10 protein-coding genes are annotated in these 14,214 nt (G+C 43.9%); 6 read left to right on the top strand and 4 right to left on the bottom strand.

The annotated features are described in order from the left end of the window. The first annotated feature begins 1,325 nt into the window (after positions 1-1,325). The 3 genes from AC4II3_RS21045 (at position 1,326) to typA (ending at position 5,364) form a co-directional block, all read left to right on the top strand. Positions 1,326-3,122 carry a peptidoglycan-binding domain-containing protein gene (locus tag AC4II3_RS21045; RefSeq protein WP_490722881.1) on the top strand — a complete coding sequence of 599 codons (1,797 nt, stop codon included), beginning with the start codon at positions 1,326-1,328 and terminating at the stop codon, positions 3,120-3,122. Positions 3,123-3,173: 51 nt separating this feature from the next. Next, positions 3,174-3,431: a hypothetical protein gene (locus AC4II3_RS21040; protein ID WP_488010545.1), complete on the top strand. Its 258-nt coding sequence runs from the start codon at positions 3,174-3,176 to the stop codon at positions 3,429-3,431. Between the two features lie 130 nt (positions 3,432-3,561). Next, positions 3,562-5,364, top strand: a complete 1,803-nt coding sequence (gene typA, locus AC4II3_RS21035) for a translational GTPase TypA (protein ID WP_488010547.1) — start codon at positions 3,562-3,564, stop codon at positions 5,362-5,364. Positions 5,365-5,537: 173 nt separating this feature from the next. On the opposite strand, the gene AC4II3_RS21030 is transcribed toward typA, so the two are convergent. Next, positions 5,538-6,749, bottom strand: a complete 1,212-nt coding sequence (locus AC4II3_RS21030; protein ID WP_488010549.1) for a type IV pilus twitching motility protein PilT — start codon at positions 6,747-6,749, stop codon at positions 5,538-5,540. Between the two features lie 677 nt (positions 6,750-7,426). After that, positions 7,427-8,413, bottom strand: coding sequence for a GntR family transcriptional regulator (locus AC4II3_RS21025; protein ID WP_488010551.1), 987 nt, complete (start codon positions 8,411-8,413; stop codon positions 7,427-7,429). 678 nt (positions 8,414-9,091) lie between these two features. Between AC4II3_RS21025 and AC4II3_RS21020 the strand changes: the two genes are divergently transcribed. From AC4II3_RS21020 to AC4II3_RS21010, 3 genes are all read left to right on the top strand, one after another. Next, entirely contained in the window at positions 9,092-9,835 is a 744-nt protein-coding gene (locus AC4II3_RS21020; protein WP_488010553.1) for a dienelactone hydrolase family protein, read from the top strand. Between the two features lie 77 nt (positions 9,836-9,912). After that, positions 9,913-10,818, top strand: coding sequence for a S1 RNA-binding domain-containing protein (locus AC4II3_RS21015; protein ID WP_488010555.1), 906 nt, complete (start codon positions 9,913-9,915; stop codon positions 10,816-10,818). A 152-nt stretch (positions 10,819-10,970) separates the two neighbouring features. Continuing rightward, on the top strand, positions 10,971-11,678 hold the full coding sequence (locus AC4II3_RS21010) for an ROK family protein (protein ID WP_488010557.1): 708 nt from the start codon (positions 10,971-10,973) through the stop codon (positions 11,676-11,678). A gap of 56 nt (positions 11,679-11,734) precedes the next feature. Here the strand turns inward: AC4II3_RS21010 and AC4II3_RS21005 are convergent, their stop codons facing one another. Both AC4II3_RS21005 and gatA read right to left on the bottom strand, forming a co-directional pair. Beyond that, complete coding sequence (locus tag AC4II3_RS21005) at positions 11,735-12,583, bottom strand: alpha/beta hydrolase (RefSeq protein WP_488010559.1); 849 nt, start codon at positions 12,581-12,583, stop codon at positions 11,735-11,737. Between the two features lie 19 nt (positions 12,584-12,602). Beyond that, complete coding sequence (gatA, locus tag AC4II3_RS21000; RefSeq protein WP_488010561.1) at positions 12,603-14,072, bottom strand: Asp-tRNA(Asn)/Glu-tRNA(Gln) amidotransferase subunit GatA; 1,470 nt, start codon at positions 14,070-14,072, stop codon at positions 12,603-12,605. Between the last annotated feature and the right edge of the window lie 142 nt (positions 14,073-14,214).

Below are 14,214 nucleotides of genomic sequence, written 5' to 3'. Positions count from 1 at the left end.
GGGGACTTTTGAATCTAATTCCCCCCTTTTTTAAGGGGGGTTAGGGGGGATCTATTGCCCCTAAATCCCCCTTAGTAAGGGGGACTTTTGAATCTAATTCCCCCCTTTTTTAAGGGGGGTTAGGGGGGATCTATATACATAATTACAAAGGTGACATTATGCCATCCCTTTGGCATAACTGTTAGGAATTGCTCTAAGAATTCCCAAACTATTGAGCAAAACTATTGGTAGAATGCAGTTTTTGGTTTAAATGCAGCCTGGTCTGATCTTGTGTCGATTGCACAAGTGTGTCTTTTATGTAGATGGTAGAGATTGCACACTAGAGTATTTTCTACCATGATAGATTTTCGAGCTGTTTTGAAATTAGGTCACTTCGACAAGTGGCACAGTTAAATGATATTTTAGCAATAACGTGTTATAATATAGCGGTTTTTAATTGGGTGGCGATTTTATCAACAATTCCTACAACAAAAATAGAGGCAGTGTTAATAACAGCAAAACTATTACTACAAATAAAATCGGAAAAGGGAAACGTAATACTATCAAATTCGCTGACCCTAACAGCGGAGATATATGGGCGAAAAGGTGATTATAGTTTTTTTAGCTTTGGTTGCGGCAGTGCTAGGATTATTCGGTAATGGGATATTTAACGAGCCGATACAAAGATTTTTTAGAATAGATCAGCAGCCGTCACTGTCACCAACGCCAACTGTTCCATCTCCTTTTTCAACTCCAGATAGTGAATAGGGATAATCTATAGCAAAGGGAGCAGGAAACAGAGAGCAGCAAGCAGTGAATTCATAAAATGTAAGAGGGTAAAAATAATGTGTACCTGATTAGAGTCTAAACGGCTATAGTCTGATAGAAAAAGCTTTTTTAATTTTGAAGGCTATACTTTGATAATTAATAATATTTAATTATAGCGTTTATTGAATTTATGAGGTACGGTTATCAACCTCAAACTCCCCCTTTGTAAGGATGATTTAGGGAGATACCTTTGTAGCTCATGGGAGAGAAAATGGCTATATAGCGTTTTTAATAACTATGAGGTACAGAGATTTTTTCCTTATTACCTACTCCCTGTTCCCAGATCCGCTGTTCCCTGCTCCCTTTACCATAGTTTACAAAACTTTACAAATCTCCTCACCAAAATATCCGGGTTCACAAAATAAATTCTGCAAAGCTTACTAGACTAAAGTGCTGTCTATAGCGTTTCTCCATCAGATGTAAACCTAGGAGGTCTTTTTTTATTGTCGAATAAAACTCCCGATCTCTTTCCCCTCTTACCTCCCCCCCTTATTAAGCGGGGCTAGCGGGGATTCCTCTTGCATGCATGCCTTTTAAAGCAAGAACTGTGTTTACAACTTAGATACAAACGCTATATGCCTGACCCCTCTACTCTCCTACTACTAGCCTACAGCCACTGCAAAAATGCTACTGCTAGTCTTGACTACAGTAAAAGCATTATCTGCACTCCTACTCAGAAACCCAAGCAATCCCCTCGGCTGGGGAAACCCCCCAATAGCATCACTGCTCCAGATGCGATCGCATTGGCTCAAGACTCTCGATTCAGTAATCTCAAAACACTCCAGGGACAGTCTTCACAAGAGATAGCCTTGCCCCCAACACTGCGTTTGGGTAGCCAAGGGGAAGTTGTGACTAGACTACAAACTCTACTGCAACAGTTGGGATACTACCAACAGCCAGTGGATGGTGTCTACGGTTCCAATACCTTTGCTGCTGTCTCTACATTCCAGCAAGCACTAGGGTTAAATGCGGATGGTATAGTTGGACCAATAACCTGGATAACTATACAACAATTGCACTCAGAATTCTTATCTGCTCAAGAGAGAGAGTTGAGCGAGATTTCCCCAAATCAGCCAGAAACTAGAGGGGAAGGCCAGGATACTTTTATTTCAACATCAGAGTCTTTCTTAGGTAATCAATCTGTTCGTTCAACCCCCTTGGACTCCCTATCCAATGAACCACTATACCTATGGTTATTTGGCTGGGCAGTGGTATCTCTTAGTGGATGGGGAGTAATTGCGCTGCAGATAAACTATAAACGGCTCCCAATTCGGCTGAGGATAGGAAAATCCTCTACAAAAACAGGGCAACCTGAGACTATTATTTTGCCCATAGAAGATAGCGAATCAAGCATCTATTCAGATGATTTGCTAACTACTATCAGTGAGAGCGAGATAGAGCAATCGTCAACCCCTGAAACGGTCTCTGAAACGGTTGCCATAGAGGAAAATGTAGACCAAAAAACTGTATACCAAACAAATCAAGACTTAACCTTAGGGAAGTATGGTCTACTTCTGTTCACCAGCCCAGGGTTAACAAGCCCTAATAGTTTACCGATACAATTTGAAGATAGTCAGGTAAATATAGCTAAGCTAAACTTAGCTAAATCCTCTACTTTGTTCTTGCCCTTAGAACAGATTAAATTTAAACAATCATCACCATCGAGCGGTGAAACTAATCTATCTTTATCAGCTGTTTTGGAATATTTGGAATCTTCTGCCAAAGGTCTTTACAGTTTTACCCACCCGTCTATATCCTCGGTTATTCAAGAATTGACCAACAATGAGTTAGTGGAAGTTGAAGCAGCTCAGGGTCGGATTGAACCTCTCAAGCACTTCTTTACTGACTTTACTGACCTGTATCGCCTTCCTCAAAACGCTAGCTCAGCTGACGAAAACCATCAGCAACATACCAGCACAAGTCAGGAAAATGTCCGCCGAACAGCCCAAGAGTCTGACCAAGGTGATCAAGGTATCCCTGAGCAGATGAAACCAGGAACTGTAGTTGGTATCCTATCCCCGACTAACCCAAAAACAGGAGAACGGTATACCTACTCATTAATTGATGATGCTGGCGGGCGGTTTATGTTAAGGGAGAATAAACTGGAGCTTACTGAGCAAACCTTGATGGATTTCAACGGAGATACTAGCCATACCGTGATTGTCCGTCGCACTGATTCCAAAGGTATCTATGTTGATAAATCCTTTACTCTGCGTTTGAAGGCTGAGAACGAGTCAGCACCTGCTCAGCCCCCGGTTGAAAGCCAGAAGAAGGTATCCACGGAAACGCGATCGCTTACCAGTGTCAGCCGTTAATCAATTCACGAGTGATCCAGTAACTCTACAGTAACAGGTAAGCCACAACTGATGGAACTAGCAGCAAAGATTGACCTTGGCCTTTGGGCCACGCTACGCGAATGGTCACGCTACGCGATGTTCCTTTGGAACCGCTTCGCGAACGCACACCTATCAAGACGGCATAGTTTGATAGGGGTCCGTGTAGGAATTGTGATAATTTTTGATGCCATATTCCCTACTCCCTACTCCCTACTCCCGATTCCCGATTCCCGATTCCCGATTCCCTACTCCCTACTCCCTACTCCCTACTCCCTTTGCTATACATAGGTTTAGCTTAGCCGGATGCTACAAGTGGAACACCAGCTATTTTTCTTCGGGTCTTCCCAAGGTAAGCTAGAATTATTAAGAAATCTTTAGAAAAAATTGTAACTGCTGCTACCTATTTCCAGGCGCTGGTATGACTCTCCCAATTCGCAACGTTGCTATTATCGCTCACGTCGATCACGGCAAAACTACCCTAGTTGACGCTCTACTCAAGCAATCCGGTATCTTCCGCGAAGGGGAAGACGTTCCAGACTGCGTCATGGACTCCAACGATTTAGAGCGGGAGCGGGGTATTACTATTCTTTCTAAGAATACCGCCGTTCGGTACAAAGACATCCTAATTAATATTGTTGATACTCCTGGTCACGCTGACTTTGGTGGAGAAGTAGAGCGGGTATTGGGTATGGTGGATGGCTGCATCCTAATTGTGGATGCAAATGAAGGACCAATGCCTCAAACCCGATTTGTCCTGAAAAAAGCTTTGGAAAAAGGACTGCGCCCGATTGTAGTGGTCAATAAAATTGACCGACCCCAAGCGGACCCTTATGGTGCCATAGACAAAGTCCTGGATCTGTTCCTAGAATTAGGAGCAGACGATGACCAGTGTGAGTTTCCCTACCTATTTGCCTCCGGTCTACAAGGCTACGCCAAAGAAGATTTGGACGCAGAAGCGGTAGATATGCAACCACTGTTTGAAGCGATTTTGCATCATGTCCCGCCACCAGTAGGAGACCCTACCAAGCCGCTACAACTACAAGTCACCACCTTGGACTATTCCGAGTACCTAGGTCGCATTGTGATTGGCAGAATTCACAACGGAACGATTAAGGCCAGTCAACAAGCTGCTTTAGTTAAGGATACTGGGGACATAGTTCAGGCAAAAGTTACCAAGTTGATGGGATTTGAAGGACTCAAGCGAGTTGACCTACAAGAAGCATCAGCTGGTTATATCGTGGCAGTAGCTGGGTTTGCTGATGCCAATATTGGTGAAACCATTACTTGTCCCAATGAACCCCAAGCCTTACCCCTAATTAAGGTAGATGAGCCTACCTTGCAAATGACCTTCTGCGTGAATGATTCGCCCTTTGCGGGTAAGGAAGGGGACTTTGTAACGTCGCGACAATTACGCGATCGCTTATTCCGAGAATTAGAAACAAACGTAGCACTACGGGTAGAACCCACTGACTCCCCCGATAAATTCCTAGTATCTGGTCGTGGAGAGCTACACCTGGGTATTCTAATCGAAACCATGCGTCGCCAAGGATATGAATTCCAAGTTTCCCAACCCCAAGTAATCTACCGGGAAGTTAATGGTCAACCTTGTGAACCCTTTGAATATCTAGTGCTAGATGTACCAGAAGAAGCGGTGGGTAGCTGTATCGAGCGTTTGGGACAGCGCAAAGGGGAAATGCAAGATATGCAAGTGGGTGCCAATGGTCGCACCCAAATCGATTTTGTGATTCCTGCCCGTGGCTTAGTCGGTTTCCGGGGAGACTTCCTTCGCCTGACCAAAGGTGAAGGGATCATGAATCATAGCTTCCTAGAATATCGTCCTATGACTGGGGAATTAGAAACTCGCCGCAATGGAGTAATTGTAGCCTTTGAAGAAGGGATGGCTACCTTCTATGCCCTGAAAAATGGAGAAGACCGTGGTGTATTCTTTATTAAACCAGGCACCAAGGTTTACAAAAACATGATTATTGGGGAACACAATCGTCCTCAGGACTTAGACCTCAATGTCTGTAAAACTAAGCAGTTAACTAACCATCGTTCCGCCACTGGGGATGAATTAGTGCAGTTACAAGCCCCAGTGGAGATGAGTTTGGAACGGGCTTTGGAGTATATTGGACCCGATGAACTGGTGGAGATTACACCTCAGTCAGTTCGTTTGCGGAAGTTGTCTAAGAAGAAGTTGGCGAAGCAAGGTAAAAGGTAAGGATTCAGGAATGTAGAATTAAGAATGTAGAATGTAGAATTGGTAATGTAGAATTGGTAATTTAGAATTTAGAATTCACCATTATGGATTTTGGATTTAGAATTCACCATTCTTAATTCTTCATTCTGCATTCTGCATTCTTAATTCTTAATTCTTAATTCTTAATTCTTAATTCAAGCTTCATTCATCCAATCACGAGCCGAGGCAGAAGCATCGATACCACCAGTGCGCATCTGGCGTATCAAAGCCTGGGGATCAGGAGACGCTTTAAGGGCTTCCTTGGCTGTGATTTTTTTATCAATTAGGTAGTTGTAGAGAGCCTGATTCATCACTTGCATTCCTTCAATGGTTTCAGTTTCCATCAGTCGGAACACATCCACATCTTCTCCCTTAAGCAAGTAATCCTGTACAGTTGGGGTATTGATTAAAATGTCATGAACCGCAATCCGACCCTTATCGGTGGTTGGTACTAAGAGTTGGGCAATAACTGCCAACAGGGACTCAGCAATCTGGATGCGGATCGCGGCCTGTTCATCAGGATTGTAGAGAGTCAACAGACGGTTAATACTGCTGATAGCATTGCGAGTGTGTAGAGTACCAAAGACCAGATGACCGGTTTGGGCAGCTTGTAGGGCTGTATCAACTGTGATGCGATCGCGCATTTCCCCAATTAGAATCACATCTGGATCCTCCCGTAACACAGACCGCAGAGCGTGGTGAAACTGATGGGTGTGCAATCCCACTTCTCGCTGACTAATCAGGCACTTTCGGGAGCGGTGGACATATTCAACCGGGTCTTCAATGGTAACAATATGTTTGTACTCTGTTTCATTGAGATGGCGAATCATAGTCGCAAGAGTCGTTGATTTACCTGAGCCTGTCGGACCGGTAACTAAAATAATTCCCTGACCCCTGCTAACTATTTTTTTGAAAACTTGCGGTAGAGTTAAATCATCGATTGAAGGAACATCAAGGCTGATTAATCGCAGCACAATAGCTCCCCCGTTTAGGGAGTCAAAACAATTGACCCGACAGCGCACTAAGCCAGGGTAAAAAATAGCAGTATCCAGTTCTTTGGTTTCAGCAAACTGCTTCCTCTGAACGGGAGTGAGAATCTCATTGAGGTATGCCTCAAAGACTTCCAGTGTCACCTTGTTATGACGTTTAGCCACATACATCTTGCCCCGAATCCTAAATCTGGGGACTTGTCCCACTCGAATATGAATGTCAGAAGCTTTGTGACTATGAGCCTCTGCCACGATTTGCTCGATAGAAGGGGAATGGCTAAGGTTCGAGTTAAGTTCTACTACTGGTTTAAGTGGTGATGGGAAAGTTTGAGGGTCTTGATCAATTTGCACTCCTACACCAGAATTCGTGTTCTTCATATGATGTACCTAGGGATACCCTTGCTGGACTGATCGGGTCGAGCCGTTGATGTTTACTTATCTTATTGTTGGCAGTAAATTTCGGTTGCCTGTTATCCAACCAAAGAACTGTCAACCCTAGAGAAATTTTACTTTAGATAAATATTTTTCACACTAATCCAGCTAGGTTTTTAATATTGCTGTCAGACATCACCTAGATATGATAAGCTTAAGTGTTACAGATTAATATATAACCTTAGGTACCAGAACTTAAGCCTAAGTATTCAGCTATCAGCGGTCAGCCGTGAGTTTTTAGCTCACCCTACTTGAGGTGCGGTCAGCTGAAGTAACTCAGCATTATTGCAATGCTTACCTGTTTTATTCAATACCTGCTCCCGTAGCGTCGCCGTAGCGCATTAGCTGATAGGTAGCTGTTCGCGTAGCGTGCGCGTAGCGCTTAAGCTAACCGCTAAATGCTTACCGCAGAAGCTAGAAGGCAGAAGGGACGAGATTTGGAGCTAGTTTTTAAAAAGTCCAGTGATTTTACCAAGAATGGATTGCTATAGTTAAGTTAAAGCAGTTAATTTAAACTACCTAATTTAGCGAGTAATGTTAGAAAACGGTTTACTGTACAAGAGCTTTTTATATTTAGCGGTATAACCAATGATATTCCATAGCTTGAATCCCATCACACTAAATTAACCCAAACCCAGTTCCCGTTTGAGCAGATTAATCGATTTGCTACCAATATAGTTTTCACAACGGATCACCTTGGGTGGTCGAATAATATCTTCACGAGCAGCTAAAATTGCATCTTTAACAGTTTGATAACTTGCCTGATCGCTAATAATTATCTGGGAACTGCGAACTAACGCTTTTAGTTTGTACTTGTCCTTGATCTGAGCCGTCATCACTAACAACTCATCTCCCCGTAGACTATGGACAATAATTTCTACCACTTTTAAAATCCCAGAACTGATGCTAACCACTCCTAAACGGCTACCTTTGGAGAGATTCTTAATTAGCTTAAGTTCTGGTTCATAGTCATAAATATCAACGGGGATAACACGAACAGATTTAGGGGCAACAATCGCTTCTGCTTTACCGATAAAATAGCGACTAGTAACTACTGTAGCCGACTGAGTTTGATCCAAAACGTCCGAGAGTTCTTCCATTGGCACCAACTGCACCGGGATTCCCAAGGATTGTTCTAACTCTTGCACCATCAATTCTCCAGCACCAATATCTCGTGACTCTACAGTCACCAGTACCCTAGCGCTACACTTTAACCGCCAGTCAATCTCCGACAAAAATAGTTCCCTAGCTTGGTTAAGGGAGCAACCTTGTCCGAGAAGTTGATTGAGGCTATCTTGAACAACCTTGTAAGCTTCGGGGGAAAACTGGTTAAGAAAGCCAGCCTGATGTCGATTACCCCCTTCATGACCCTGTGCCTTAACATAAATGCCTGAACCAGCATGGGACTCTACTAGTCCTGTTTCTTCTAACTGCCGATATACCTTGCTAATGGTATTGCGGTGCAAACCCGTCTCCATCGCTAGCTGACGAGTACTGGGCAATTTATGTCCTGGGGGATATTGTCGGGATGCGATCGCAAACTGAATTTGGTCAAATAGCTGCTTCGAGGCAGGTATTTCACTATCTTGTTGAATATGATACTGAACCATTACAGAGTCTCCAAAATCCCCTGTTTCCTACCATTATATGGTAAATTTTATAGTTTAAACTTTTGGGTCAAATTTTGCTATCCACTTCAGCTAGAATGTAATGATTCAACTGTCAACCGTGAGCTAAAAGCTCACGCTACTTGAGGTGCGGTCAGCTTAAACTAAGATTTTGGATAATTTAATCGTTCTAGATTTTATCGAATTTAAAGTCTCGGTAGTAAGGATATGCGCTACGCCCACGCTGCTTGAGGTGCCGTCAGCTGATAGCTTATACCATCTCAAGTAGCACCATCTGTAGCGCATATCCTGATAGCTTATACCATCTCAAGTAGCACCATCTGTAGAGCCTTATCGGATACCTATCAGCTGAGCGCTGAGCGCTGACAGCTGATAGCTGATAGCTTAAAAATCAGCTACTTATAACGAAGTTAGCTCCCAAATAACCAATTTATAAAAATCAATAAAAATCAATTAAATTTAAAGTTATACTCTCGACTATACTGAACTATCCAATTAAGTAAGCTAGTTAATTAACTTATTATTTATTTCCTAAATACAGGTATAATCTAGAGTTAAGCTACTGCTGGAGAATTGGCGCTGAATTCAGAAAGCCAAGAAAACCTTTAGCTTAGCATCTATAACTGCCAAGCAATAGCTTCACATCCTTCCAAATCGATTATGACACATAGGGAAATTCGTACCATTACCCTCAAGGTGGTCAATGGTGATCTAGACATAGCAGCTTACCTGGCAATGCCGGTGGCAGAAACACCTCTTCCTGGAATTGTGGTGCTGCAAGAAATTTTTGGGGTGAATGGTCATATCCGGGATATCACAGAACGGTTTGCCAAAGAAGGCTATGTTGCGATCGCTCCCGCACTCTATCAACGCCTTGCCCCAGGTTTTGAGACAGGTTACACCACTGAAGACATTAAGATTGGCAAGGAATACAAAGCACAAACCAGAGCAGCGGAACTCCTAGGAGACATACTCGGGGCGATCGATTACCTGAGGAGTCAAACCCCTGTGCAAGATAACCCCATCGGCTCTATTGGCTTTTGTTTCGGGGGTCATGTTGCCTATCTGGCTGCTACCTTACCCGATATTAAAGCTACTGCTTCGTTTTATGGCGCTGGGATTACTACCATGACTCCTGGCGGTGGTGAACCAACTATTACTCGCACACCAGAGATTAACGGTACACTCTATGGTTTCTTTGGGATGGAAGATGCTAGCATTCCAGCAGAAGAGGTTGATCAGATTGAAGCTGCTCTTGAGAAAAATAAAATTAATTATCGTATTTTCCGTTACGATGGCGCAGACCACGGATTTTTCTGTGACCAACGGGCTAGCTACAATGAAAAAGCAGCTACTGATGCGTGGGCTAAGGTTTTGCAGCTGTTTAGGGAAAAACTTGACTAAACTGTCACCGGAACCCAACTTTTTAAGCAGCTGATCCCATATCAGAAATCATTACTGATTGTAAACCGTTAATTATCATGAATTCAAAATCCACCTCTTCGACCACCAGCAATTCATCCTTTTCTATGGATGATTTTGCTCAAGCCCTAGAAGAATACGACTATGAGTTTAAACAGGGACAGGTGGTTCATGGCAGAGTACATAACTACGAAACCGATGGTGCTTATGTAGACATCGGTGGTAAGTCCCTGGCTTATCTACCAATTAGTGAAGTTTCCTTAGAATTGGATCTCGATTGGTCGGAAGTACTGCCCTTGAATGAGGAAATGGATTTCCTGATTATTCGGGAGCAGAATGCCGATGGTCAAGTTACCCTTTCCCGGCGTCAGCTGGAGATTAAGCAGGTTTGGGATGGGTTAGTTGAACTCCAAGAGAATGGAAAATCATTAGATGTCCGGGTTTCTGGAGTGAATAAAGGTGGTGTCACCGTGGATGTGCGCGGATTGCGGGGATTCATTCCGCGATCGCACTTGAGTCAGCACGACAATCTAGATTCCTTGATTGGTCAGAAACTAACAGTCACTTTCCTAGAAGCTGACCGCGATCGCAAGAAGCTAGTGCTTTCTCAGCGGGAAGCTTTGCGTGCTGCTACTTTCTCTGAGCTAGAAGTGGGACAATTAGTGGAAGGTAAAGTAGCTGCGATCAAGCCCTTTGGTGTGTTTGTGGACTTTAATCAAACCAATGGTTTGCTACACATTAAGCAAGTAAGCCAAAATTTCGTTGAAGACCTCTCCAAGGTGTTTGAAATCGGTCAAGTGATCCAGGTAATGATTATTAACTTGGATGAAGGCAAAGGTCGTATTTCTATGTCTACCAGGGTTTTAGAAAATTACCCAGGAGAAATACTTGAAAAGATGGCAGAGGTAATGGCTAGTGCTCCAGCTCGTGCTGAACGTGCTAGGCAAAAACTATTACAAGCATAAGTTAGATCGTTTGAATCGATAATGTTTTTTGTTTCTTGTTGACCGTTGACTGTTGACTGTTGACCGTTGACCGTTGACCGTTGACTGTTGACCGTTGACTGTTGACTGTTGACTGTTGACTGTTGACAGTAAACCCTGGACCAAAATACCTGATGAATCAAAACAATAGCCCAATGCATACCCTTACCGTAGATATTGGTGGCAGTGGCGTTAAGGTGATGGTATTAGATGAAGTGGGTAATCCCATCACCCAACGTAGTCGCTTAGAAACACCCCAACCTCCTAAGCCGGATGCTATTATTCATGCGATCGCATCCCTAGCACTCGGACAAGGGAATTTTGAACGGGTATCGGTGGGATTTCCTGGAGTGGTGCGCAATGGGATAACCTATACAGCGGTAAACCTTGATCCTGATTGGCAGGGATTTGATCTGGCTACTACCCTATCTCAACGCTTAGGCAAACCGGTGCGAGTAGCTAATGATGCCGATGTGCAAGGATTAGGAGCAATTACTGGCAAGGGAGTGGAATTGACGATTACCCTAGGCACAGGGTTTGGTTCTGCTTTATTTGTGGATGGCAAGCTGGTGCCAAATCTAGAAATGGGACACCATCCTTTTCGTAAAGGGGAAACCTACGAAGAACAGTTGGGGCGAGCGGCCTTAGAGAAAGATGGTAAGAAGAAATGGAATAATCGTCTTAAAAAAGCGATCGCATGCCTGGAGCGTTTGTTTAATTATAATTACCTTTACATTGGTGGTGGTGAAGCCAAAAAAATTAACTTTGAGCTACCCCCCAATGTAAAAGTAGTGCCCAATGTCGCTGGGTTATTGGGGGGTATTGCTTTATGGCGGGATTAGAAAAAACCCTTCAATACTATAGCGCTAAACAAATATAGCGCGCTTATACTATAACCCTAAGCTATAGCTTTTTCTGCATAAACCTGTTTGACAAATTCCCGAATTTTCTGCTGATATTCGGAAGTAGCAACAGTTGTCAAATTATTGTGAGCTGCATCAGGAACTAGCCAAAGCTGTTTAGGAACTGTAGCAGCATCGAACAAGACTTGACTCATCCTAGCAGGCACCGTCGTATCATTAATGCCATGGATTAAGAATATAGGTGTTTGGAGTGACTTAATTTTACTAATTGAGTCAAACCGCTGGGTAAGCAGAAGATCGATCGGCAAGAAACCATATTTTCTCTCATAATCTGCCATATCCCGCATGGAAGTAAATGAGCCTTCCGAAATCAAGCCTGCCATTTCTGGGTTACGCACCGCTAGATCAATCGCGATTGCTCCCCCTAAGGAATGACCATAGACAAAAATATCTTGGGGATTGATGCCTCGTTGTTGGACTAGATAATCCCAAGCCACTTGAGCATCTTGATAAACTTGGGATTCCCTAGGAAATTTCCCCTCGCTGCGACCATAGCCTCGGTAGTCAATCAGCAGCAGGGATAAACCGACCTGATTTAACCGTTGGGCTATTTCAAGATATCCCCCAATATTAGAGGCATTACCGTGCAGATATAGCATCACCTTACTTTCTGGTGAGTCAGAGGGAATCCACCAGCTATGGATTTTCTCAACTTTATCCTGATTGGATATGGGTAACCAAACCTCTTCGTAAGGCAAACCAAAGTCAGCTGGTGTATTTTCAATCACTGAGGCAGGACAAAACATTAGCCTATGTTGCAACAGCAACACGGAGGTACAAACTAAGGCGTAAGCGATCGCTATAAATCCTGCAACAATCAACATAATCAATTATCTTGATACTTCATCCTTCATCCTTCAAAACCGGTTGACTTAGATGCCATTCGGTTGCTTTTTCATAAGCATAACCTACTTGGAATAGCTGGTCTTCCCGCAATACATTACTAATCAACTGCATCCCAATGGGTAATCCCTGTTCATCAAAGCCACAGGGTATACTCATCCCTGGTAACCCAGCCAGATTAACTGGAATAGTCATCAGGTCAGTCAGATACATACTTAAAGGGTCTTCTGTCTTTTCCCCAGCTTTAAACGCTGTGGAGGGAGCTGTAGGACAGACTAGCACATCGACCTTGTCAAAGGCTGCCTCAAAATCCTGTTTAATCAGAGTACGAACTTTTTGGGCTTTGAGATAATAGGCATCATAGTAACCAGCGGATAGGGCATAGGTTCCTAGCATAATCCGGCGCTTGACTTCTGGACCGAACCCTTCAGCACGGGTTTTGGTGTACATAGAAAGGAGATTGTCAGCATCTGATGCCCGTAAGCCATATTTAACCCCATCGTAGCGAGCTAGATTGGCTGATGCTTCTGACGGAGCAATAATGTAGTAGCAAGGCAAACCATACCGGAATCGAGCACAGGAAATTTCCTGAATCTCAGCACCTAAGTCTTTGAGCTGATCAATGGCTTTAGTGACTGCTTTCTCTACTACTGGGTCTAAGCCTTCTCCAAAGGTTTCTGTAATAATGCCAATCTTAACTTTACCGTTAGATTTTAGGTCTGGTTTCAGGAATTGGGTGTAGTCGGGAATGTCTACTTTGAGGCTGGTAGCGTCATTGGGGTCATATCCTGCGATCGCATTCAGTAAAATAGCCGCATCTTCTACAGTGCGAGCAAATGGTCCAATTTGATCTAAGGACGACGCAAATGCCACTAAACCATAGCGCGATACTAACCCATAGGTCGGTTTCATGCCAACTACTCCACAGTAAGAAGCCGGTTGACGAATAGAACCACCGGTATCAGAACCCAGAGCAATGGGACATTCCCCAGAAGCTACGGCTGCCGCTGAGCCGCCGGAGGAACCCCCGGGGACATGGGATAAATTCCAAGGGTTTTTAGTAAGTTGAAAAGCAGAGTTTTCCGTAGAACTCCCCATGGCAAATTCATCCAAGTTGGTTTTACCTACCATTACTGCCCCAGTATCTTTGAGTTTTTGGGTCACTGTTGACTCGTAGGGTGGGACAAACTTGGCCAGAATCCGGGAGCCGCAGGTGGTCGGAATCCCTTGGGTACACATATTGTCTTTGATGCCAATGGGTATACCGGCTAAAGTCGGGAGCTCTTCACCAGCTGCGATTTTCGCATCTACTTGACTGGCCTGTTCTAAAGCATAGTCTGAGGTGATGTGGAGGAAGCTTTGGACTTGAGGCTCTAGGGCTTGAATCTTATCTAGGGCTTCTTGGGTGATTTCTACAGCTGAGCGTTCTTTGTTGATTAGCTGTTTATGCAACTCGCGGACCGTGTCCATGCTTACTACCTTTACTGACTTAACCATTCAACTCTAGTATTCTGACAAAAAATTCATGGCTTAGGGGTTTGGGCTCAGGCTTTTGCAAAGGGAGTCGGGAGTCGGGAGTCGGGAGTCGGGAGTCGGGAGTCGGGAGTCGGGA

The organism is Moorena sp., assembly GCF_982860115.1.
The sequence above is the reverse complement of the archived record's forward strand: the minus strand, read 5'-3'. Positions and strand labels throughout refer to the sequence as shown.